Here is a 21,539-nt window from a genome sequence, read left to right as displayed (position 1 = left end):
TCTTCGGAGCGGCTTTGTTTTTGGTGCTTCGGCCTATCTCGGTTACGCGAGCTTTTCTCGCAGGAACGAGACGACGTAAGGCGTCGCCGCAGCGGCAACTGTCGATGCCGTGGCGGGATCGATTCCCATGCGCGCCGCGATCGATTCGGCGACGCGCCCCGTCAGGATGCCTTCGCCACCTTCTTCCATCGATTTCAGAAAGCCGTCGCCCCGCACGAGCCCTGCCGCGAACGCGGCGAAAAAGCTCTTGCCAGGATGATCACCCAGCAAGCCCTGATTCTGTTCTTCGGCGTGTGCGTGCGCGGTTTCCGCAGCGGTGCTGAGCATTTGCTGGCTATCTTCGGGACTGAAGCCTTGATCGGTCAGCGCTTGCGTGGCTTGCGCGCCGTGCTCCGAAGACAGAAATTCTGAAACGAGTTGTTGCATGTCCATCGATGCTGCTCCTCTTGATGTTCGCTAATTGCAGGGCAGCGCAAGCGGATAGAAACCTCCATCACGCACGGCCCTTGCTGGGACTGCGAACACGTCGAGAAGTGCCGTGCTTTATCTGTTCGGCACCGGAAAATGCACGCCCGCGCGCTGCGCCGCATTGACGATGTGTCCTTCGATCGCGCGGCCGGCCTTCTCTCCGTCGCGCGCCTTCAACGCTTCGATGATTACCGCATGCTCGTGATACGTCGACAGTACCAGTTCACGCCGATAAAACGGCAGGCGCTGGCTCTCCTTCATGATGTCGGCGCTGCCGCGCAGGATCGATTCGATCGCAGCGTTCCCCGCGAGACTCACGATGCGCATGTGGAACGCGAAGTCCAGTTGCGCGGCTTCCTCGAGCGCCGACTCCGTCAACGCGGCGTGCAGTGAATCGAGATTGTCGTCGAGCCAGTCGATGTCGGAATCGCCGATCGAATGCGCCGCGAGCCGCGCGACGAATCCCTCCAGCGCGAAGCGCATCTGATACGTGTCAGGCAGCGATGCCTGATCCGCGAAGCGCCACGGATGCGCGGTGCTCGCCTGCGCGCTGCTGACATACACACCCTTGCCCGGGCGGATGTGCAGCATGCCGAGTGCTTCGAGCGTCGAGAGCGCCTCGCGCAGCGACGCCCGGCTGATCGACAGTTCCTCCGACAGTTGCCGTTGCGCCGGCAACAGACTCCCGACCGGGTACACGCTGGATTCGATGCGCTCACGGATGGTCGCGATTGCGGCGTCGGTCACGGTATGCGGGACGTTTTTCATAGGAAGAAAACAGTATTGGCCGGTCTGACCGCCATTGTATGCGCGTGCCGTGCGCGCGTGTGAACGGTTGTTCCGCTCGCGGTTTCGTGCCTGGCCAGGAAAGGGTAAACCGCTATCAATGCTTCCTTGACGGGGCTATATCGGCTTTCTAATATTCCCCATCACGGCACTGGTCCGACCAGTCGGAACAGTTGCTCTGATCCCGAGACATTACACGAGGAGACGGTCGTGTCGAGATTTTTGAATTCGCTGTTCGGCAGGGTGATGATCGCGCTGGTCATCGGCATCGTGGTGGGGGCGTTGTTTCCGCAGTTCGGCCAGTCGTTGCGTCCGTTGGGCGACGGCTTTCTCAAGCTCATCAAGATGGTGATCGGGCCGATCGTGTTTTGCGTCGTCGTGAGCGGCATGGCGAGCGCGGGTGATCTGAAGAAGGTCGGGCGCGTCGGGCTGAAGGCGGTCATCTACTTCGAGATCATGACGACGCTCGCGCTCGTGATCGGTGCGATTCTCGCGTGGGTGACGCGCCCGGGCGTCGGCATGAATATCGACCTTCACACGCTCAACGCCGCGTCGCTCTCCACCTACACGGAGCACGCGAAGAGCCTGAAGGACACCGCGGGCTTCCTGCTCAAGATCATTCCCGACACCGCGGTCGATGCCTTCGCCAAAGGCGACATCCTGCAAGTGCTCGTGTTCGCGATCCTGTTCGGCGCGGCGCTCTCGATGCTCGGCGAGAAGGCGCAGCGCGTGACGGTGTTCATCGACGAGTTGTCGAACGTGTTCTTCCGCATCATGGCGTTCATCATCAAGCTCGCGCCGCTCGGCGTGCTCGGCGCGATCGCGTTCACGACCGGTCAGTACGGCGTCGCCTCGCTCAAGCAACTGGGTCTGCTCGTGATCGTGTTTTACGCGAGCTGCTTCCTGTTCGTGTTCGTCGTGCTGGGGGTGGTGATGCGTCTCGCGGGTTTCTCGATCTTCAAGCTCGTGCGCTATCTGCGTGAAGAACTGTCGATCGTGCTCGGCACTGCTTCCTCCGATGCCGTGCTGCCGCAGATCATGCGCAAGCTCGAATGGATGGGCGTGAAGGATTCGACCGTCGGTCTCGTGATCCCGACCGGCTACTCGTTCAACCTCGATGGCTTCTCGATCTATCTCACGCTCGCGGTGATCTTCATCGCCCAGGCGACCAACACGCCGTTGTCGCTGCATGACCTGATCGTCGTCGTGCTCGTGTCGCTCGTGACGTCGAAGGGCGCGCACGGCATTCCCGGCTCGGCCATCGTGATCCTCGCCGCGACGCTCTCCGCCATTCCCGCGATTCCCGTGCTCGGCCTCGTGCTGATTCTGCCGGTCGACTGGTTCGTCGGCATCGCACGGGCGTTGACGAACCTGATCGGCAATTGCGTGGCGACGGTGGTCGTCGCCGTGTGGGAGAAGGACATCGACCGGGCGCGCGCGAAACGCGTGCTCGACCAGGATGCCGAATACCGCTTCGTGCCCGCCGCGCCGGAACCTGCGCACGGTCACGGACATGAAAACGCACACGCATTGTGACTCACCGCAACTGAAGGAAACTGAAATGGCCAACCCGATTCTCGACGCAGACGCTCCCGCTTTCGCCCGCCGCTACATGAATCTCGCGGACCCGCGGCTCGGTGCGCAGGCGCTCTTCGCCACCGACGAATTCTTCGCGCCGAAGGAGCGCATGCTGGAGCCGCAGCCGGCGGTGTTCATCCCCGGCAAGTACGACGAGCACGGCAAGTGGATGGACGGCTGGGAGACCCGCCGCAAGCGCACGACGGGCCACGACTACTGCATCGTCAAGCTCGCGCGCGCGGGCGTGATTCACGGCATCGATATCGACACGAGCCACTTCACCGGCAATTTCCCGCCTGCGGCGTCGATCGAAGCGTGCTACAGCGAAAACGGAAATCCGCAGGAAAACGGCGACTGGCGCGAGATCGTTCCGTCGACGACGCTGCAGGGTAATCGTCATCACTATCTGGAGATCGGCGACACGCGCGCCTACACGCATCTGCGCGTGAACATCTATCCCGATGGCGGCATCGCGCGGTTGCGCGTGTACGGGCAGCCGAAGGCGGATTTCTCGCGCGTCGAACGCGGCACGCTGCTCGATCTCGCGGCGATCGAAAACGGCGCGTATCTCGTCGCGGCGAACAATCAGCACTTCAGTCCCGCGTCGCAAATGCTGATGCCGGGACGCGGCGCGAACATGGGCGATGGCTGGGAAACGCGCCGGCGCCGTGAGCCGGGCAACGACTGGGCGATCGTCGCGTTGGCGAATCCCGGCGTGATTCGCGCGATCGAAGTCGATACCGCGCACTTCAAGGGCAACTATCCGGACCGCTGTTCGCTGCAGGCGGCGCGCGTGGAAGGCGGCACGGACGAATCGCTCGTCACGCAGGCGATGTTCTGGCCCGTGCTGCTCGACGAACAAAAGCTGTCGATGGACAGCGTGCATCGCTTCGAAAAAGAGATCGCCGCGCTCGGTCCCGTGACGCACGTGCGCTTCAACATCTATCCGGACGGCGGCGTGTCGCGTCTGCGAATCTTCGGTGAAATCGAATGAAGACGCTGACCCTGGAGCCTCTCACGCGCGAGGCCTTCGCCCCGTTCGGCGATGTGATCGAACTCCAAGGCGCGCGCCATTTTCCGATCAACGCGGACACGACCGAGCGCTTTCACGACCTCGCGAACGTGGAGGTCGGCTTCGAGAGCGGCGGACGGCCGCTCATCAACGTGTTTCGCGGCCAGCCGCGCGCGCAGCCGGTCGTGATCTCGATGATGGAGCGGCATCCGCTCGGCAGCCAGGCGTTCGTGCCGCTCGCGGACGTGCGCTATCTCGTGGTCGTCGCGCCCGCGGGCGAGTTCGATCCCGACCGGATGCGCGCGTTCCATGTGCGCGGCTCGCAAGGCGTGAACTACGCGCGCGGCGTCTGGCATCACCCGCTGATCGTGCTCGACAAGGTGGCGGATTTCATCGTCGTGGATCGGGGCGGCGATCTTCCGAATTGCGACGAGATCGAATTGCCGGAGCGATACACGCTGATCGAACACGAAGCGCGCGCGGCTTGAGGCGGTCGTTTGGAACGCAAACGCAAATGCGAATCGATCAGACGCAAAACCACGAAACGTACAGGCGAAACGAAACCGCCGCCCATCGAGCCGATGGGCGGCGGTTTTTTCATCTACGCGCCGCTGGCCGGCGCGTCACCTCAATGCTTGCGGTGGGGGCAGTTTTCCTTCGTGCATGCGCCGTACAGCGCGAGCGCATGCTCGTGGAGTTTGAAGCCGCGATCCTTCGCGATCGATTGCTGACGGCGTTCGATCTCCGCATCGAAGAACTCTTCCACGCGACCGCAGTCGATGCACACGAGGTGATCGTGGTGCGATCCCTCGTTCAGCTCGAAGACGGCCTTGCCCGATTCGAAATTGCTCCGCGACAACAGGCCGGCTTGCTCGAACTGCGTGAGCACGCGATAAACCGTTGCGAGACCGATATCGAGCTCTTCGTTGAGCAGGCTTCGATACACGTCTTCGGCGGTCAGATGGCGCACCGGACTATGCTGAAAAATTTCGAGAATCTTGAGGCGGGGCAGGGTCGCCTTGAGCCCGATATTTTTGAGATCGGCGGGATTGGTCATGGCTAGGCATCCCTAGAGTACAATTCAAGGTTCTCATAGTAATGCGTTTTTCCGATTCCCGACATCCCGAGCGGACGCAAGGCGAATTGGACGAAAAGAGCGCGACCTCGGAGCGCCTCGCGTGAAAGGTGAAATGTTTTCCAAATTTTTATCGACTTGCAGGGAGAGCCGTCGCATGCGGGGAACCGTGATCGCAGCAACCTTGGCCGCATTGCTCGCCGGCTGCTCGGCGTACGACAGCGTCACGCAGAAGATCGCGCAAAGCATCACACCGTATCGGATCACGGTCGTGCAAGGCAATTTCGTTTCGCAGGAAGCAGCGAATCAGATGCAGGTCGGCATGTCGCGTGATCAGGTGAAGCAGCTCCTGGGCACGCCGCTTCTGACCGACATGTTCCACGCCGATCGCTGGGACTATGTGTTCTATTTCAAACGCGGGTCCGCGTCCATCGTGCAGCAGCGGGACTTCGTCGTGAACTTCGCGAGCGATCGCGTCGTGAGCTGGTCGGGCGGCGAGAACCTGCCTTCCAACCTCGAACTGCTCGCGGAAATCGACGGCGACAAGGGCGTCAAGGTCGCGAAGCCGGTCGCGACGGCAGCGGCGTCGGCGCCGGTGGCGTCGACGGCAGCGGTGACCGCGCCGTCCGGCGAGCCGTCCACGCAGCCGAATACCGCAGCCGCATTCGCGGGCGACGCCAATCAGCAGGCCGCACAGGCCGCCAACCGCGCCACCGCGCAGGTCGACACGCCGACGGGCCGCACGCAGTCGTCGGTGCGCGTGAACGTGCCGCAGACGGCAGGCGGCGCGCCCGGTTCGAGCGGCCAGAGCGGCAGCAACTCGCAGATTCAATTGCAACGCCGGCCGCAGACGATCAACATTCCGGACAGCAGCGCGGTAGGCCCGGCGGGCTCGTCGCCGACGCCGGCCAACGCGGGCAGCCAGGCGCAGTTCTATCTGCCGCAGCAAAGCCAGTAAGCAGTTCAGCCATTCGGAGCCGAAGCCGCGCCACGCGTTTCGACGCGGCGCCGCTTCAGCCGCATCGCCAATCCGCATCATCCATCGCGCGTCTTGCGCGCGGTTCAACACGAGACTGCCATGAAGATCGCCATCGCCGGCGCATCGGGCCGCATGGGCCGGATGCTGATCGAAACCGTTCTCAACGATCCGGACGCGCAATTCGTCGGCGCGCTCGACCGGCCCGGCGTGCCGCAGCTCGGGCAGGACGCGGGCGCGTTCCTCGGCAAAACCACGGGCGTTCTACTGACCGATGACATCGAGCGCGTGTTCGCCGACGCTGACTACCTGATCGACTTCACACGCCCCGAAGGCACGATGGCGCACCTCGAAGCCGCGCTGCGCCACAACGTGAAGATGATCGTCGGCACGACGGGTTTCTCGGACGAGCAGAAGGCGCGGCTCAAGCAGGCGGGCGAGAAGATCGGCGTCGTGTTCGCGCCGAACATGAGTGTGGGCGTGAACGTCACGCTGAAGCTGCTCGAATTCGCCGCGAAGCATTTCGCGCAGGGTTACGACATCGAAGTCATCGAGGCGCATCACCGGCACAAGGTCGACGCGCCGTCGGGCACCGCGCTCGCGATGGGCGAGGTGATCGCCCACGCGCTCGGCCGCGATCTGAAGGACTGTGCCGTGTACGCGCGCGAAGGCGTGACGGGCGAGCGCGATCCGTCGACCATCGGCTTTTCCGCGATTCGCGGCGGCGATATCGTCGGCGATCACACGGTGCTCTTCGCGGGCATCGGCGAGCGCGTCGAGATCACACACAAGTCGGCGAGCCGTCTGTCCTATGCGCAAGGCGCGCTGCGCGCCGCGCACTTTCTGCAAGGGCACGAAAAGGGCTTCTTCGACATGCAGGACGTTCTCGGCCTGCGCTGATTCATCTTCGTGACAATGGCGGCAACGGGCGTTATCCACTATCTGCAATCCGGCGATGCCGTGACGCACGCGGTCGCGGGCTTGCTGCTCGCGATGTCGCTCGCGAGCTGGTGCTTCCTGCTCGTGAAGGCGTGGATTCTCGCGCGTGCCAAATGGCAGGGGCCGCGTGCGCTGCAACACTTCTGGCAGGCACCGAGTCTGAAAGACGGGATCGGCGCATTGCAGCGCGTCGATCGCGAGCGCGTGTTTCTGCCGCTCGCCGAAGCAGCGTGGCGTGCATCCGAAGCTGAAATGCCGGGCGCGCTGCTCGCCCGCGTGGAGCGCAGTGAACGCGTCCTGCGCGCGCTGCGTCATGCGTTGCTCCGCTCCCAACGCCGACTCGAATTCGGCCAGGTTCTGCTCGCATCGGTGGGCAGCACGGCACCGTTCGTCGGCCTGCTCGGCACCGTGTGGGGCATTTATCACGCGCTGGTCAGCATCGCGTCGAGCGGGCAGGCGATGATCGAAAACGTCGCCGGGCCGGTCGGCGAAGCGCTCATCATGACGGCGTTCGGGCTGGTCGTCGCGATTCCCGCCGTGCTCGCGTACAACGTGCTCGGCCGCTACGTGCGGCAGATTTCCGAGGAGCTCGACGGCTTCGCGCACGATCTGCACGCCTTCGTCTGCGGTCCGACCGAATAGGAGCGCGCGGCCATGGCCTTCGGCGGACTCGACAAGAAATCCAACGGCGCGCCCATGTCGGACATCAACATGACGCCGCTCATCGACGTCATGCTCGTCTTGCTGGTCATCTTCATCATCACGGCGCCGCTTTTCACGCACGCGATCCGGCTGGATCTGCCGAAAGTCGCGTCGCAGCCCGCGCGCGAGACGCCGCAAACCATCACGCTTTCCATCGACGACGCCGGCAAGCTCTTCTGGAACGACACGCCGGTCAGTTTCGAGCAGATGCGCGCGCGCTTCGCCGATGCAGGCAAGGCGGCGCAGAAACCCGAACTGCATTTGCGGGCCTCGAGTGCGACGCGCTACGACGTCATCGCGCAGGTGATGGGCGCGGCGCAGCAGGCGGGGCTGGAACGCATCGGCTTCGTCACGCAGCCGGGGCGGCCGCAGGCACCGGCGCCCGCGAGATAAGCGCGCGAGTTGCCGCGCATCGAACGGTATAATCGCCATTTCCCCGTTCGGCGGGCCTTGCAGAAGCCAGCAGGCCCGAATTCCGACGCCGCGCCGTGTCAGCGATGCCGCAGCGCCTGGACTCGTCGCTCATATCGGTAGCGGCTGGTTCAAAGTCCGTTCCCAGCATTTGCCGAAAGCCAACCACACCATGCACGATAAATACGTACCCGCCGACGTCGAATCCGCCGCGCAGAGCAACTGGCGCGCGAACGACGTCTACCGGACGACCGAGACGTCGGCCAAGCCCAAGTTCTATTGCGTCTCGATGCTGCCGTATCCGTCGGGCAAGCTGCACATGGGGCACGTGCGCAACTACACCATCAACGACGTGATGTACCGTTATCTGCGCATGAACGGTCACAACACATTAATGCCGATGGGCTGGGACGCGTTCGGCATGCCCGCCGAGAACGCGGCGATGGCGAACAACGTGCCGCCGGCGAAGTGGACGTACGAGAACATCGCGTACATGAAGAAGCAAATGCAGTCGATGGGCCTCGCCATCGACTGGTCGCGCGAAGTCGCCACGTGCTCGCCGGATTACTACAAGTGGAATCAGTGGCTGTTCCTGAAGATGCTGGAAAAGGGCATCGCGTACAAGAAGACCGGCACGGTGAACTGGGATCCGGTCGATCAGACCGTGCTCGCGAACGAGCAGGTCATCGACGGGCGCGGCTGGCGCTCGGGCGCGCTCGTCGAAAAGCGCGAAATCCCGATGTACTACCTGCGCATCACCGATTACGCGGATCAACTGCTCGACGATCTCGACGGCCTCGGCTGGCCCGAGCGCGTCAAGATCATGCAGCAGAACTGGATCGGCAAGAGCTTCGGCGTGAATTTCGGCTTCCCGTATGAAATCGACGGCGAAGCGAAGCTGCTGCGCGTCTTCACCACGCGCGCCGACACCATCATGGGCGTCACCTTCGCGGCGGTCGCGGCGGAGCACCCGCTCGCCACGCGCCTCGCGCGCGACAATGCGGACTTGCAGGCGTTCATCGACGAATGCAAGCGCGGCGGCGTCGCGGAAGCCGATGTCGCCACGATGGAAAAGAAGGGCGTGCCCACTGGCTTCTTCGTCACGCATCCGTTGACGGGCGCGCAGGTCGAAGTGTGGATCGGCAATTACGTGCTGATGTCCTACGGCGAAGGCGCGGTGATGGGTGTGCCCGCGCATGATGAACGCGATTTCGCGTTTGCGAAGAAGTACGGCCTGCCCATCAATCAGGTGATCGAAGTCGCTGGCAAGACCTATTCGACCGACGCATGGCAAGAGTGGTACGGCGACAAGACCGCGGGCCGTCTCATCAACAGCGGCAAGTACGACGGCATGACGACCGAGGAAGCGATCGACGCGATCGCCGCCGACCTCAAGGCGAAGGACCTCGGCGACAAGCAGATCACCTGGCGTCTGCGCGACTGGGGCATCTCGCGCCAGCGCTACTGGGGCACGCCGATTCCGATCATCCACTGTCCGAGCTGCGGCGACGTGCCGGTGCCGGAAAAAGATCTGCCCGTCGTGCTGCCGGAAGACCTCGTGCCGGACGGCTCGGGCAATCCGCTCGCGAAGTCGGAAGCCTTCCTGAACTGCACGTGCCCGAAGTGCGGCGCGGCGGCGAAGCGTGAAACCGACACGATGGACACCTTCGTCGATTCGTCCTGGTACTTCTCGCGCTACAGCGCGCCGGACGCTCAGACGATGGTCGACGAGCGCACCGACTACTGGATGCCGATGGACCAGTACATCGGCGGCATCGAGCACGCGATTCTTCACCTGCTGTATTCGCGTTTCTGGACGAAGGTCATGCGCGACATGGGCCTCATCAAGTTCGGCGAGCCCGCGAAGAACCTGCTCACGCAGGGCATGGTGCTGAACGAGACGTTCTATCGCGAAGACGCGGCCGGCAAGAAGACCTGGTACAACCCGCTCGAAGTCACCGTCGAACACGATGACAAGGGCCGTCCGACCGGCGCGACGCTGAACGCTGACGGTCAGCCGGTCGTGCTCGGCGGCGTCGAGAAGATGTCGAAGTCGAAGAACAACGGCGTCGATCCGCAGACGCTGATCGATCAGTACGGCGCGGACACCGCGCGCCTCTTCGTGATGTTCGCGGCGCCGCCGGAGCAGTCGCTCGAATGGTCGGGCGCGGGCGTGGAAGGCGCGAGCCGCTTCCTGCGCCGCGTGTGGCATTTCGCTCACGACAACGCCGAGGCGCTGCGCCAGCACGCGAAGCTCGACGCATCGACGCTCAGCGACGCGGACAAAACGCTGCGCCGTGAAATCTACACCGTGCTCAAGCAGGCCGATTTCGACTACGGCCGCCTGCAGTACAACACGGTGGTTTCCGCGGCGATGAAAATGCTCAACGCGGTCGAAGGCGCGAAGAACGCGGGCGTCGGCGTGCTGAACGAAACCTTCGGCGTGCTCTTGCGCGTGCTGTATCCGGTCGTGCCGCACGTCACGTTCCAGTTGTGGTCGGAGCTCGGCTACGAGAAGGAATTCGGCCCGCTGCTCGATGCGCCCTGGCCGAAGGTCGACGAAGCCGCGCTCGAGCAATCCGAAATCGAGCTCGTGCTGCAAGTGAACGGCAAGGTGCGCGGCGCGTTGACGGTCGCGAAGGATGCATCGCGTGAAGCCATCGAAAAGGCCGCGATCGCGCACGAAATGTTCGCGAAGTTCTCGGAAGGCCGCGCGCCGAAGAAGGTGATCGTGGTGCCGGGGCGTCTCGTCAACGTGGTCGTCTGATGCGCAAAACCAAGGGAGTCGATGTGACCCGGAAAGCCGTCGAGAAAGGCGTAAGCAGGCGTTCGTTCCTCGCGCTCGTGGGCGGCGCGGCCGCGCTGTCCGCATGCGGCTTCCAACTGCGCGGCCAGCAGGACTATGCGTTCAAGCGGCTCGCGATCACAGGCGGCACGCCGCAGATGGTCGCGCGCCTCGAGCGCATGGTTCAGGGTGGCAGCGACACGGTGATCGTCAAGCCTTACGAGAAGCCCGACGCGACGCTCAATTTGTCCGAGGGTCAGGGGTTGCGCACGCTGAGCTTGAATGCGCAGGGTGTTGTGCAGGAATACGAGCTTGTCTACAACGTGAACTATTCGCTGATGGGCGCGGATGGCACGCTGCTGATTCCGCCGAGCGCAATCATATTGAATCGTTCGATGACCTATAGCGATCAATACACGCTTGCGAAAAGCCAGGAATCCACGCTGCTTTACAACGACATGCGCAACGACGCCGTGGACCAGTTGACCCGTCGTCTCGCGACAGTGCGTTCGCTGCATCCGGCGCCGGGCGAGCAGACACCGGGCGTCGCGCCGCGCGCGCCGCTGCCGGTGCCGCCGCTCTGAAACGCGGACGCTCGCCAGCATCATGCAACTGAAGCTCGACGCGCTCGAAGCGCACCTCGCGAAAGGCCTGAAGGGGCTGTACGTCGTGTACGGCGACGAGCATCTGCTCGCCCAGGAAGCGTGCGACCGCATCCGGGCCACCGCGCGCGCGGGCGGCTTCACCGACCGCACGGTATTCACTGTCGAGCGCGGTTTCGACTGGAGCGCGCTCATCGGCGCAACCCAGTCGATGTCGCTCTTCGGCGACCGTCAACTGATCGAACTGCGCATTCCGACCGGCAAGCCCGGCAAGGAAGGCGCGGAAGCGCTGAAGGCGATCGCCGGCGCCGATAATCCCGACGTCGTGACGCTCGTTACGCTGCCGCGCCTCGACAGCGCGACGCAGAAGTCGGGCTGGTTCACAGCGTTGCTCGGCGCGGGCGTCGCGCTGAAGATCGATCCGGTCGAACGCGCGCAATTGCCGATGTGGGTCGGCCAGCGGCTCGCGCAGCAAGGGCAGCGCGTCGCACCCGGCGAGGAAGGGCGGCGCGCGCTGTCGTTCATCGCGGAACGGGTGGAAGGCAATCTGCTCGCCGCGCATCAGGAAATCCAGAAGCTCGGGCTGCTCTATCCCGAGGGCGTGCTCACGTTCGAGCAGATCCACGACGCTGTGCTGAACGTCGCGCGCTACGACGTGTTCAAGCTCAACGAAGCGATGCTGACGGGCGATGTCGGCCGTCTCGCGCGCATGCTCGACGGACTGAAGGGCGAAGGCGAGGCCGCCGTGCTCGTGCTCTGGGCGCTCGTCGAGGAAGTGCGCACGCTGTTGCGCATCAAGCGCGGCGTCGCGGCGGGCAAGCCGCTCGCCACGCTCATGCGCGAGAACCGCGTCTGGGGGCCGCGCGAAAGGCTCATCGGCCCGGCGCTCTCGCGCGTGACGGACGACGCGCTGGAAAAGGCGCTGTCGCTCGCGGCGCGGCTGGATCGGCAGGTGAAAGGGCTTTCCGGAGGCACGGGAGCGCGCGGCAGCGAGCCACCGCCAGATCCGTGGGCCGGCATGTTCGAACTCGCGATGGCGGTCGCGCACGGCGGCACGCCGGCGCAGGCTACGCCAGCGCCACGACCGCGCCGCTAGGACGCATCGGTCACACGCTGTTGCAATTTGTGCAACGGCTTAGAATGAAGGCACTGACGCTTCGGCCTTGGAAGCGCTCGAGAAAGCGGATCACGGAAGAGACCCACGATGAACATCGATCAATACATGACCGACCTCGGCCGCCGCGCCCGCACGGCGTCGCGCGCAATGGCGCGGGCGTCGACGGCGGCGAAAAATGCGGCGCTCAACGCCGTGGCGGACGCCATCGAACGCGAGCGCGATGCGCTCAAGGAAGCGAACGCGCGCGACCTCGTGCGGGCGCGGGAGAAGGGCTACGATGCGGCGTTCATCGACCGCCTGACGCTTTCCGACAAGGCGATCAACACGATGGTCGAAGGCTTGCGCCAGGTCGCCGCGCTGGCCGATCCGATCGGCGAAATCAGCGGGCTGAAGTTTCGTCCGAGCGGCATCCAGGTCGGCCAGATGCGCGTGCCGCTCGGCGTGATCGGCATCATCTACGAGTCGCGGCCGAACGTCACGATCGACGCCGCCGCGCTGTGCCTCAAGTCCGGCAACGCCACCATTTTGCGCGGCGGCTCCGAGGCGCTCGAATGCAACACGGCGCTCGCGAAGCTGATTGGCGTCGGGCTGGAAGCAGCGGGCTTGCCGCAGGACGCGGTGCAGGTCGTCGAAACGGCGGATCGCGCGGCGGTCGGCAAGCTCATCACGATGACCGAATTCGTCGACGTGATCGTGCCGCGCGGCGGCAAGAGCCTGATTGCGCGGTTGATGGAAGAATCGCGCGTGCCGATGATCAAGCACCTCGACGGCATCTGCCATGTGTATGTGGACGATCGCGCGGATCTCGACAAGGCGGCAGTCATTTGCGACAACGCGAAGACACATCGTTACGGCACCTGCAACACGATGGAAACGCTGCTCGTCGCGCGCGGCATCGCTCAGCAGGCCTTGCCGCAACTCGCGCGCGCGTATCAGGCGAAAGAAGTCGAACTGCGCGTGGACGGGCAAGCGCGCGCCGTGCTCGAAGCGGCGAAGATCGGCGGCCTCGTCGATGCGACCGACGAAGACTGGAGCACGGAATATCTCGCGCCGGTGCTGGCGATCAAGATCGTCGACGGGCTCGATGAAGCCATCGACCACATCAACACCTACGGCTCGCATCACACCGACGCGATCGTCACCGAAGATCACGACCGCGCGATGCGTTTCCTGCGCGAAGTGGATTCGGCGAGCGTGATGGTGAACGCGTCCACACGCTTCGCCGATGGCTTCGAATTCGGCCTCGGCGCGGAAATCGGCATTTCGAACGACAAGCTGCATGCGCGCGGTCCTGTCGGGCTCGAAGGGCTGACATCGCTCAAGTACGTGGTGCTCGGCCGCGGCGAAGTCCGTCAATAAGCAGGCTCGAACAAGAAGAACGATGCTCTGGATCAAATCGCTGCATATCGTGCTGGTCGCTTCGTGGTTCGCGGGGCTTTTCTATCTGCCGCGCATTTTCGTGAACCTCGCGATGGAAACGGATCCCGCCGCGAGCGCGCGTCTGTTGCTGATGGCGCGCAAGCTGTTTCGGTTCATGACGTTCATCGCGGTGCCGGCGCTCGCGTGCGGGCTGTGGCTGTGGCTCGTCGTCGGGATCGGCGCGGGACAGGGCTGGCTGCACGCGAAGCTGACGATCGTCGTTCTGCTCATCGCCTATCACGCGTATTGCGGGCGCCTGCTGCACACGTTTCAACGCGGCGAAAACAGGCGCTCGGACAAGTGGTATCGAATGTTCAACGAACTGCCGGTGCTTGGGCTGCTCGGCGCGACCTTGCTCGTGGTGATCAAGCCGTTCTGACGGACGCGTGCCCGGCTTTTTGCTTGTTCACCAGATCGAGCACCATTTCGCCGAAGACTGCTCGCGAGCGTCCTGCGCACGAGTTTGTTGATGCTTCGTTTGATCGCGTGCCGATGCTCCATTTCGGCATGGGTGCAATGCATGTACAACGCGAACAATTGACTTGGATGTCGGGGAGATCGCTCTGATCGCCAAGCGCCTTGTCGAGCCAGTCGGGGAGCGCTTCGCGATTGCGATGCGCGTCGGCACTGCCGGAAGATATTTCACCGGCGTTCGCAATGGCAAGATTCAGCGCGGGCACGGCATCCGCGCGAATGCACGCAAAATAATCCAGCGGCAGGCGCGATTCCGCGTTGCATGGAATCCTGAGCCGTCTTGTCGAATCCGAACCGGCAATTGAACCGTTCCATCTTCTGCAATGACGGGAAGGAACCGGCGGGCGACATAATCGGCGTTCTTCTGAACCGCGGCGCCGAGCAAATGCTGGATTAGCGAACGCGAGCCCGCCAGTTGCGAGAACCGCTCATCGGTGAGAGTGAACCTGGTGTGCCCGACGAGCGCAATGATGGCTGTCGCCGTGCGACTCGCAAAACTCTCGAGCGACCGGTTTATGCCGGGACGTGGACATGCATCCGAAGGCGCCATTAAAGTCAGCAGGTCACGAATGGTCTTTCGGTGAGCAACGCGTGGAGTTCAGAAGCTGCGCAATGGCTTCATCCGGCTTCTCGCCGTAGACGCAGGATTCGAAATGCTCGACGGAAAAGGAACTGCTCATGGGTGCTCCCGGTGAGGGAGTGAGTGATAAACAGCGTAGGCGAACGTTCGCCGCTCTTTGGAGGGCGACGCAGCCTTCGCTGCCTACGTGCCCACCCGCCGCCCTTCGAGCACGTCCTTCGCTTGAGCAAGCTTGTCCGCAAGCGCTGGCCCGCGAGCCAGTGCGAGTCCGACCGCAAGGATGTCGCCGATCGCGAGATGTGACACGCGCGATGTCATTGGCGAAAAAATGTCGGTGTCTTCGTTGACGTTCGCGAACAATCCGACCGTGGCCATGCGCGCGAGCGGCGAATGGCCATGCGTGATCGCAATGACCTTGGCGCCGCCGTTTAACGCCGATTTGCACGCGTCGAGAATGTCTCTCGTGCGCCCGGTGTTGGAAATCGCGACGACGACATCGCCCGCGCCGAGCAGCGCTGCGGAAGTGGTGTACGTATGCGGGTCGGAGTATGCGACAGACGGTACGCCTAATCGAAAAAATTTGTGCTGCATATCGAGCGCGGCAATGCCCGATCCTCCCGCGCCGTAGAACTCGATACGACGCGCTGCGGCGAGAATCGCGATGGCCGCCGCGACGCTGTCTGAAGACAGCGTATTGCGCACGCCGATCAGCGCGCCGATGGTCCGGTCGAGCACCTTGGCGGCGACGCCCGCGGGCGGTTCGTCCGTGCGCACGTCGCGATAAACCGTGGGAACGTCCGCTGCTACGCTTTGTGCGAGGCGGATCTTGAACTCCCGGAAGCCCGAAAAGCCGAGCGCCTGGCAAAACCGTGCGATGGTCGGCTGGCTGACACCGGCGCGCTTCGCGAAGTCGGTCATCGACAGATCGAGCACCTCGCGCGGCGCTTCGAGCACGTAGTCGGCCAACTTGCGCTCGGATGGCCGCAGTTGCTCGCGCTTTGCTTCGACTTGGGACAGCAACATCGGAAATCTCGCCTATGCTGAAAATTGCTTGGGACTATAGCCGATTAGGAGCTTGTACAAATACTACATAAATGCGGAGTCGAATGTCGGGGAAATCCCTGAGGCATTGAACGGGAAGGCGCTTGGCTCGTTTGCAGACGAAAGTCTGCGCTATTTTGTCATTGTCTTGATGTAGTTTTTCTACTAGTATTCGAAACGCGGCTACACGACAAGTCCAAACGCCGCTCCCGCAATGATCAATCCAACCTCAACGGCGGGCGCGCCGGGAGTGAGACGAAGGAGCTTCGATGGTTTCCCTGCATTCGCAACTCAAAAAAGTCACCGATCGCATCATCGAGCGCAGCAAGCCGACGCGCGCGGCGTACCTTGCGCGCATCGACGCCGCACACGGCCTGTTCCCGGCGCGTGGCGCGCTGTCCTGCGCGAACCTGGCGCACGGTTTCGCCGGCCTCGAAGGTGAGGAGAAGATTGCGATCAAGTCGATTCGCCAGCCGAACATCGGCATCGTCTCGTCTTATAACGAGATGCTTTCCGCGCACGCGCCCTACAAGAGCTTCCCGGACATCATCAAGCAGGCCGCGCGCGAGCACGGCGGCATTGCGCAATTCGCGGGCGGCGTGCCCGCCATGTGTGACGGCATTACGCAAGGCAACGCCGGCATGGAACTGTCGCTCTTTTCGCGGGAAGTCATCGCGATGAGCACGGCCGTCGCGCTCACGCACAACATGTTCGACGCGGCACTGTGCCTCGGCGTCTGCGACAAGATCGTGCCGGGACTTGCAATCGGCGCCTTGCAGTTCGGTCATTTGCCGACCATTTTCGTGCCCGCCGGCCCGATGACGAGCGGTCTCACCAACGACGATAAGGCCAAGGTGCGGCAGGAATTCGCCACTGGCAAATGCGACCGCGCCGCGTTGCTGGAAGCGGAGTCGGCGGCGTATCACGGCCACGGCACCTGCACGTTCTACGGCACGGCCAACAGCAACCAGATGCTAATGGAAGTGATGGGCTTGCATCTGCCGAGCGCGGCGTTCGTGCATCCGCACACGCCTCTGCGCGACGCGCTCACGGCGGAAGCCGCGCGTCGCGTGCTCGATATCACGCTCGAGCGGGGCAATTACACGCCGATCGGCCATGTCGTCGACGAAAAGGCAATCGTGAACGGCATCGTCGCGCTGCTGGCAACTGGCGGCTCGACCAATCACACGCTGCATCTCGTGGCGATCGCGCGGGCGGCGGGCATCGTGATCGACTGGAACGATTTCGACGAGTTGTCGCAAGTAGTGCCGCTGCTCGCGAAGATCTATCCGAACGGCAAGGCCGACGTGAATCACTTCCACGCGGCGGGCGGCGTCGCGTTCCTCGTGCGCAATCTGCTCGAAGGCGGACTGCTGCATGAGGACGTGCAGACGGTCGCAGGCAAGGGACTTTCGCACTATACGAAGGAGCCGAAGCTCATCGACGGCAAGCTGCATTGGGTCGACGGCGCGCAGGAAAGTCACGACACCAAGGTGCTGCGCGGCATCGGCGAGCCGTTCCAGCCGGACGGCGGTCTGCGCCTGATGCAGGGCAAGCTCGGGCGCGGCGTCATCAAGATTTCGGCGGTCGCGCCGGAGCATCGTGTCGTGAAGGCGCCGGCCATCGTGTTCAATTCGCAAGAGGAAGTGCAGGAAGCGTTCGACAAAGGCGAGTTGAAGCGCGATTTCGTCGCCGTGGTGCGCTTTCAGGGGGCGCGGGCGAACGGCATGCCCGAGTTGCATCGTTTGACGCCGTTGCTCGGCGTGTTGCAGGATCAAGGCTTCCATGTCGCGCTGGTTACGGACGGGCGCATGTCGGGCGCATCGGGCAAGGTGCCGGCGGTCATTCACGTCTCACCGGAAGCGCTGCTGCAGGGTCCGCTCGGCAAGGTGCGCACCGGCGACACGCTCGTGATCGACGCGCCTGCTGGCGTGCTGGACATCGAGATCGACGCGAACGAGTGGGCCTCGCGGGAAGTCCAGGCGCCGCTGTATCAGGCGGATAACGAAGCAGGATTCGGACGCGAACTGTTCGGCGTATTCCGTAGCGCGGCGTTGCCGGCGGAAGAGGGCGCATCCGTGTTCGGCGCGCTGATTGGCGCGGACGCCGCGCATGACGGGCAGGCGAAAGACGCGGTGTCGTCGCATGAGAGAAATGCGCTTCACGACAACGCGCGCGCCGCGGCATCGGCGCTGAACAAGGCGCACGCGACGCATCATTGAACATCGTAACGACGGGCGAACGGCCCGAACTTCCCGAGAACTTGCGGTCGGCAAAATGGCGCCGCACATAAACCAGGAGTTGCATCAATGAAAACGGTGAGCGAAATCGTGCGTCTGGGACCGGTGATTCCGGTGCTTGCGTTCGATTCTGTGGAACAAGGTGAACATGTGTCGCGCGCGCTGCACGCGGGCGGTGTGAAAGTGCTCGAGATCACGTTGCGTACGGCGGCGGGCATCGGCGCGATCGAGCGCGCCAGCCAATTGGCGGACGATATCGTCGTCGGGGTGGGCACCATCACGAAGCCCGAGCATTGCGCGCAAGCGAAAAAGGCGGGCGCGCAATTCGGCGTGTCGCCGGGTCTCACGAAAGACATGCACAAGGCCGCGCAGGACGCAGGGTTGCCGCTGCTGCCGGGTGTCATGACGCCGAGCGACATCATCGCCGCGATGGAGCTGGGCTACGAGATCGTCAAGTTTTTCCCGGCGCAACAGGCGGGCGGCATTCCAATGCTGCAGGCGTTCTATGGACCGTTCCCAAATCTGAAGTTCTGTCCGACGGGCGGCATCACGGCTGAAACGGCGTCCAATTTTCTGGCGCAGCCGAATGTGGTGTGCGTTGGCGGTTCCTGGCTGACGCCGAAGGCTGCGCTTGCCGCGCAGAATTGGGAAGAAGTCACGCGTCTCGCACGTGCCGCGAGCGAGCTGGCGCCGCATAAATAAGCTTTTCATCAAAGGGAACGTCGCGACCGTGTGAACGGTCGTGCGCGCTTTTTTTTGTTTGTGCGTTCCGTGCGCGACCTTACTCCACATCCCCTGCTTGTACGGCGGCTTGCGCATGCCTGGATCGAAGCGATTACCGCGGCCGCGCGCAGCGCGTCATCGGCGCAGTGAATCTGTTCAATCAGGCAAACCTGAATGCTTTCGCAAACCGGTCGATCAATCTTTGCCAGGGAAGCAAGCACGAGGTCGGCGTATGAACAAACAAAACAAATCCCGCATGCCGGAGCGCATCAACGTCGGCGTTTGGATCCACATCCGGCACTGGGAGCAATCGCTCTGCGAAAACGGCATTTTCCAGAGTTGTCTATATCTCGTTACGGTGCTGATGCGCTCGCCGCGCGTGAAGTCGCCCTACGTGGTGACGGGCGGCTCAATCGAACGTCGCTTTTTTGCGTTTGAATTAGCCTGCGCTTCGAGCGTGCAAAACGTGCGGCTTATTCACGTTTCCCTCAACAGCAATTCCCCGGCCAAACGCGTCGCTTACAAGTAAAATTCCGGTGCCCAGCGCCCTGTGTGCGCTTGCCGGACATTGCCCCTGTGTGCAGTGCAGCGACGGCAAACGCATACATAGCGCAAACCTCAACAAAATCAAGGAGGCGTTATGCCAGCCGTCCACGGGAGCATGTTGCTGCTCTACGCGGTGATCGCAATCGCGGTTCTGATCCTGATGATCGCCCGCTACAAGGTTTACCCGTTCCTCGTTCTCATGATCGTGTCGGTATTGCTGGCCCTTGCGGTCGGCATGCCGATGGACAAAATCGTGAAGTCGTTCGAAACCGGCAACGGCAACACGCTCGGCCACATTGCCGTCGTCGTCGGTCTTGGCACGATGCTCGGCAAGATGATGGCCGAATCGGGCGGCGCCGAGCGCATCGCCAATACGCTGATCAATCTGTTCGGCGAAAAGAATATCCACTGGGCGATGATGGTTGTTGCGATCATCGTCGGCTTGCCGGTGTTCTTCGAAGTGGGCTTCGTGCTGCTGATTCCGATCGCGTTCAACGTCGCGAGACGCACTGGCAAATCGCTGCTGCTGATCGGCCTGCCCATGGTCGCGGGCCTCTCGGTCGTGCACGGTCTGATTCCGCCGCACCCGGCTGCGCTGCTTGCTGTGCAGGCCTATCACGCGGATATCGGCAAGACGATAGCTTACGGACTGCTCGTCGGCGTGCCGACGGCGATCGTCGCGGGTCCGTTGTTCGCGCTAATGATCCACAAGTACATCAAGCTGCCGGATGCCAACGCGCTCGCCGACCAGTTCACTCAAAAGCATGGTGACACCGAGAAAAACCGCGATCTGCCGAGCTTCGGCATCACGCTGTTCACCATCTTGCTGCCGGTCATTCTGATGCTGATCGGAAGCTGGGCAGATCTGGTCTTCGCGCCGAAGACGTTGCCGAACGATTTGCTGCGCTTTATCGGCCAGTCGGATATGGCGCTTCTGATCGCCGTGCTGGTCAGCTTTTGGACCTTCGGCGCCAAGCAGGGCTTCAACCGCGACCAGATTCAGAAGTTCTGCGGCGAATGTCTTGCGCCGATCGCGGGCATTACGCTGATCGTCGGCGCCGGTGGCGGTTTCGGCCAGGTTCTGCGCGACAGCGGCATCTCCCAGCAAATCGTCGCGACGGCATCGCAGGCAAGCCTGTCGCCGCTCTTGCTCGGCTGGTTCGTCGCTGCGCTGATTCGTCTTGCGACAGGCTCGGCAACGGTCGCGATGACGACTGCGTGCGGCATCGTCGCGCCGATCGCGGCCGCGGCGGGTGGGCATACGAGCCCCGAATTGCTGGTGCTCGCCACCGGCTCGGGCTCGCTGATCTTCTCGCATGTGAACGATGGCGGCTTCTGGCTGATCAAAGAGTATTTCGGGATGACGGTCGGACAAACGTTCAAGACCTGGTCGCTGCTCGAAACCATCATTTCCTTGATGGGACTCGGTTTGACCTTCGCGCTTGCGACGGTCGTGTAAGGAGACTTCGATGATTCTGATCGCGATGGGCGTGTCGGGCGCCGGCAAGTCACTGATCGGCGAAATGCTGGCGGAGCGGCTGCACTGCACCTTCACCGACGGCGACGCGTTCCACAGCGCCGCGAACAAGGAGAAGATGCACAAAGGCATTCCTCTGACCGACGAGGACCGCTGGCCGTGGCTGAAGACCATTCGTGCCGCGATCGAGGAAAAGCAGCGCGCCGGCGAGACGGCGGTCTTTACGTGCTCGTCGCTGAAACGCTCGTATCGCGACATCCTGCGCGACGGCGACCGCGACGTGTGCTTCGTCTATCTGCACGGCACGATGGAAGTGCTTCGCGAGCGTCTGGGCTCGCGCACTGGACACTTCTTCGATCCGTCGCTGTTGCAGAGCCAGCTGGACACGCTGGAAGAACCGGGCGAAGAGGAGGCGATCACGGAAAGCATCGAGCTGACGCCCGAGCAGATCGTCGATAACGTGCTTGAAAAATTGAAGACGCGTAAATGACAAAAAAAGCCCCGGAAGTTTTGAACTGACCCCGCAAAGTTGGACAGGTTTGGGCTAAGGCCGTGAGGGCTGAGTTCTGTACATTACAGGACTCAGCC

The 21,539-nt window shown here is 63.0% G+C and carries 22 protein-coding genes; 17 read left to right on the top strand and 5 right to left on the bottom strand.

Translation table 11 applies throughout. The annotated features are described in order from the left end of the window. Positions 1–42 precede the first annotated feature (42 nt). On the bottom strand, positions 43–432 hold the full coding sequence (locus NCS58_RS12270) for a hypothetical protein (protein ID WP_061121321.1): 390 nt from the start codon (positions 430–432) through the stop codon (positions 43–45). Between the two features lie 111 nt (positions 433–543). Further along, complete coding sequence (locus tag NCS58_RS12265) at positions 544–1,236, bottom strand: FadR/GntR family transcriptional regulator (protein WP_061121320.1); 693 nt, start codon at positions 1,234–1,236, stop codon at positions 544–546. Between the two features lie 228 nt (positions 1,237–1,464). On the opposite strand from NCS58_RS12265, the gene NCS58_RS12260 reads away from it, so the two are divergent. The 3 genes from NCS58_RS12260 to NCS58_RS12250 are packed head-to-tail and all read left to right on the top strand — an operon-like array spanning position 1,465 to position 4,332. After that, positions 1,465–2,790: a C4-dicarboxylate transporter DctA gene (locus tag NCS58_RS12260; protein ID WP_061121319.1), complete on the top strand. Its 1,326-nt coding sequence runs from the start codon at positions 1,465–1,467 to the stop codon at positions 2,788–2,790. Positions 2,791–2,815: 25 nt separating this feature from the next. After that, positions 2,816–3,826, top strand: coding sequence for an allantoicase (alc, locus tag NCS58_RS12255; RefSeq protein ID WP_250538521.1), 1,011 nt, complete (start codon positions 2,816–2,818; stop codon positions 3,824–3,826). After that, complete coding sequence (locus NCS58_RS12250) at positions 3,823–4,332, top strand: ureidoglycolate lyase (RefSeq protein WP_250538520.1); 510 nt, start codon at positions 3,823–3,825, stop codon at positions 4,330–4,332. Before alc ends, NCS58_RS12250 begins: the two co-directional genes overlap by 4 nt. A gap of 140 nt (positions 4,333–4,472) precedes the next feature. On the opposite strand, the gene fur is transcribed toward NCS58_RS12250, so the two are convergent. After that, positions 4,473–4,901, bottom strand: coding sequence for a ferric iron uptake transcriptional regulator (fur, locus tag NCS58_RS12245; protein ID WP_035507641.1), 429 nt, complete (start codon positions 4,899–4,901; stop codon positions 4,473–4,475). 175 nt (positions 4,902–5,076) lie between these two features. On the opposite strand from fur, the gene NCS58_RS12240 reads away from it, so the two are divergent. The 9 genes from NCS58_RS12240 (at position 5,077) to NCS58_RS12200 (ending at position 14,249) form a co-directional block, all read left to right on the top strand. Then, entirely contained in the window at positions 5,077–5,877 is an 801-nt protein-coding gene (locus NCS58_RS12240; protein ID WP_061121316.1) for an outer membrane protein assembly factor BamE, read from the top strand. Positions 5,878–5,997: 120 nt separating this feature from the next. Then, entirely contained in the window at positions 5,998–6,795 is a 798-nt protein-coding gene (gene dapB, locus NCS58_RS12235; protein ID WP_250538519.1) for a 4-hydroxy-tetrahydrodipicolinate reductase, read from the top strand. A gap of 15 nt (positions 6,796–6,810) precedes the next feature. Beyond that, complete coding sequence (locus NCS58_RS12230; protein ID WP_061121314.1) at positions 6,811–7,476, top strand: MotA/TolQ/ExbB proton channel family protein; 666 nt, start codon at positions 6,811–6,813, stop codon at positions 7,474–7,476. A 12-nt stretch (positions 7,477–7,488) separates the two neighbouring features. Further along, positions 7,489–7,929 carry a biopolymer transporter ExbD gene (locus tag NCS58_RS12225; RefSeq protein WP_061121313.1) on the top strand — a complete coding sequence of 147 codons (441 nt, stop codon included), beginning with the start codon at positions 7,489–7,491 and terminating at the stop codon, positions 7,927–7,929. 190 nt (positions 7,930–8,119) lie between these two features. After that, entirely contained in the window at positions 8,120–10,714 is a 2,595-nt protein-coding gene (gene leuS / locus NCS58_RS12220; RefSeq protein WP_250538518.1) for a leucine--tRNA ligase, read from the top strand. Further along, positions 10,714–11,316 carry an LPS assembly lipoprotein LptE gene (gene lptE, locus NCS58_RS12215; RefSeq protein ID WP_250538517.1) on the top strand — a complete coding sequence of 201 codons (603 nt, stop codon included), beginning with the start codon at positions 10,714–10,716 and terminating at the stop codon, positions 11,314–11,316. Before leuS ends, lptE begins: the two co-directional genes overlap by 1 nt. A gap of 22 nt (positions 11,317–11,338) precedes the next feature. Next, the gene (gene holA / locus NCS58_RS12210; RefSeq protein WP_061121310.1) at positions 11,339–12,430 is read left to right on the top strand and encodes a DNA polymerase III subunit delta; all 1,092 of its coding nucleotides are present in this window, start codon (positions 11,339–11,341) and stop codon (positions 12,428–12,430) included. A gap of 108 nt (positions 12,431–12,538) precedes the next feature. Then, complete coding sequence (locus tag NCS58_RS12205; RefSeq protein WP_250490310.1) at positions 12,539–13,810, top strand: glutamate-5-semialdehyde dehydrogenase; 1,272 nt, start codon at positions 12,539–12,541, stop codon at positions 13,808–13,810. Between the two features lie 22 nt (positions 13,811–13,832). Continuing rightward, positions 13,833–14,249, top strand: coding sequence for a CopD family protein (locus NCS58_RS12200; protein ID WP_061121308.1), 417 nt, complete (start codon positions 13,833–13,835; stop codon positions 14,247–14,249). Here NCS58_RS12200 and NCS58_RS12195 read toward each other — a convergent pair. Continuing rightward, positions 14,236–14,550 carry a hypothetical protein gene (locus tag NCS58_RS12195; RefSeq protein WP_250538516.1) on the bottom strand — a complete coding sequence of 105 codons (315 nt, stop codon included), beginning with the start codon at positions 14,548–14,550 and terminating at the stop codon, positions 14,236–14,238. The two genes, NCS58_RS12200 and NCS58_RS12195, sit on opposite strands and share 14 nt — an antisense overlap. Positions 14,551–15,107: 557 nt before the next feature. Further along, the gene (locus tag NCS58_RS12190) at positions 15,108–15,947 is read right to left on the bottom strand and encodes a MurR/RpiR family transcriptional regulator (RefSeq protein ID WP_061121305.1); all 840 of its coding nucleotides are present in this window, start codon (positions 15,945–15,947) and stop codon (positions 15,108–15,110) included. 287 nt (positions 15,948–16,234) lie between these two features. Between NCS58_RS12190 and edd the strand changes: the two genes are divergently transcribed. The 5 genes from edd (at position 16,235) to NCS58_RS12165 (ending at position 21,441) form a co-directional block, all read left to right on the top strand. Next, the gene (gene edd / locus NCS58_RS12185; RefSeq protein WP_250477074.1) at positions 16,235–18,187 is read left to right on the top strand and encodes a phosphogluconate dehydratase; all 1,953 of its coding nucleotides are present in this window, start codon (positions 16,235–16,237) and stop codon (positions 18,185–18,187) included. A gap of 87 nt (positions 18,188–18,274) precedes the next feature. Then, a complete protein-coding gene (gene eda, locus NCS58_RS12180; protein ID WP_061121303.1) occupies positions 18,275–18,907 on the top strand; it encodes a bifunctional 4-hydroxy-2-oxoglutarate aldolase/2-dehydro-3-deoxy-phosphogluconate aldolase in 633 nt (210 codons plus the stop codon). 253 nt (positions 18,908–19,160) lie between these two features. Continuing rightward, entirely contained in the window at positions 19,161–19,457 is a 297-nt protein-coding gene (locus NCS58_RS12175; RefSeq protein ID WP_250538515.1) for a DUF2827 family protein, read from the top strand. A gap of 111 nt (positions 19,458–19,568) precedes the next feature. Then, a complete protein-coding gene (locus tag NCS58_RS12170; RefSeq protein ID WP_061121302.1) occupies positions 19,569–20,933 on the top strand; it encodes a GntP family permease in 1,365 nt (454 codons plus the stop codon). Between the two features lie 10 nt (positions 20,934–20,943). Beyond that, the gene (locus NCS58_RS12165; RefSeq protein ID WP_061121301.1) at positions 20,944–21,441 is read left to right on the top strand and encodes a gluconokinase; all 498 of its coding nucleotides are present in this window, start codon (positions 20,944–20,946) and stop codon (positions 21,439–21,441) included. Positions 21,442–21,539 lie beyond the last annotated feature (98 nt).

The organism is Caballeronia sp. INML3B, assembly GCF_023631305.1.
Lineage (GTDB): Bacteria > Pseudomonadota > Gammaproteobacteria > Burkholderiales > Burkholderiaceae > Caballeronia > Caballeronia turbans.
Note: the sequence above shows the minus strand (reverse complement) of the source record. Positions and strands in the feature narration are given on the sequence as shown.

Coding starts and splice junctions, on each gene's coding strand:
- holA (WP_061121310.1), top strand. CDS start 11,339: ATGCAACTGAAGCTCGACGCGCTCGAAGCGCACCTCGCGAAAGGCCTG.
- NCS58_RS12200 (WP_061121308.1), top strand. CDS start 13,833: ATGCTCTGGATCAAATCGCTGCATATCGTGCTGGTCGCTTCGTGGTTC.
- NCS58_RS12205 (WP_250490310.1), top strand. CDS start 12,539: ATGAACATCGATCAATACATGACCGACCTCGGCCGCCGCGCCCGCACG.
- alc (WP_250538521.1), top strand. CDS start 2,816: ATGGCCAACCCGATTCTCGACGCAGACGCTCCCGCTTTCGCCCGCCGC.
- NCS58_RS12240 (WP_061121316.1), top strand. CDS start 5,077: ATGCGGGGAACCGTGATCGCAGCAACCTTGGCCGCATTGCTCGCCGGC.
- eda (WP_061121303.1), top strand. CDS start 18,275: ATGAAAACGGTGAGCGAAATCGTGCGTCTGGGACCGGTGATTCCGGTG.
- lptE (WP_250538517.1), top strand. CDS start 10,714: ATGCGCAAAACCAAGGGAGTCGATGTGACCCGGAAAGCCGTCGAGAAA.
- NCS58_RS12165 (WP_061121301.1), top strand. CDS start 20,944: ATGATTCTGATCGCGATGGGCGTGTCGGGCGCCGGCAAGTCACTGATC.
- NCS58_RS12265 (WP_061121320.1), bottom strand. CDS start 1,236: ATGAAAAACGTCCCGCATACCGTGACCGACGCCGCAATCGCGACCATC.
- NCS58_RS12225 (WP_061121313.1), top strand. CDS start 7,489: ATGGCCTTCGGCGGACTCGACAAGAAATCCAACGGCGCGCCCATGTCG.
- NCS58_RS12170 (WP_061121302.1), top strand. CDS start 19,569: ATGCCAGCCGTCCACGGGAGCATGTTGCTGCTCTACGCGGTGATCGCA.
- NCS58_RS12250 (WP_250538520.1), top strand. CDS start 3,823: ATGAAGACGCTGACCCTGGAGCCTCTCACGCGCGAGGCCTTCGCCCCG.
- NCS58_RS12270 (WP_061121321.1), bottom strand. CDS start 432: ATGGACATGCAACAACTCGTTTCAGAATTTCTGTCTTCGGAGCACGGC.
- dapB (WP_250538519.1), top strand. CDS start 5,998: ATGAAGATCGCCATCGCCGGCGCATCGGGCCGCATGGGCCGGATGCTG.
- NCS58_RS12175 (WP_250538515.1), top strand. CDS start 19,161: ATGAACAAACAAAACAAATCCCGCATGCCGGAGCGCATCAACGTCGGC.
- NCS58_RS12230 (WP_061121314.1), top strand. CDS start 6,811: ATGGCGGCAACGGGCGTTATCCACTATCTGCAATCCGGCGATGCCGTG.
- NCS58_RS12190 (WP_061121305.1), bottom strand. CDS start 15,947: ATGTTGCTGTCCCAAGTCGAAGCAAAGCGCGAGCAACTGCGGCCATCC.
- edd (WP_250477074.1), top strand. CDS start 16,235: ATGGTTTCCCTGCATTCGCAACTCAAAAAAGTCACCGATCGCATCATC.
- fur (WP_035507641.1), bottom strand. CDS start 4,901: ATGACCAATCCCGCCGATCTCAAAAATATCGGGCTCAAGGCGACCCTG.
- leuS (WP_250538518.1), top strand. CDS start 8,120: ATGCACGATAAATACGTACCCGCCGACGTCGAATCCGCCGCGCAGAGC.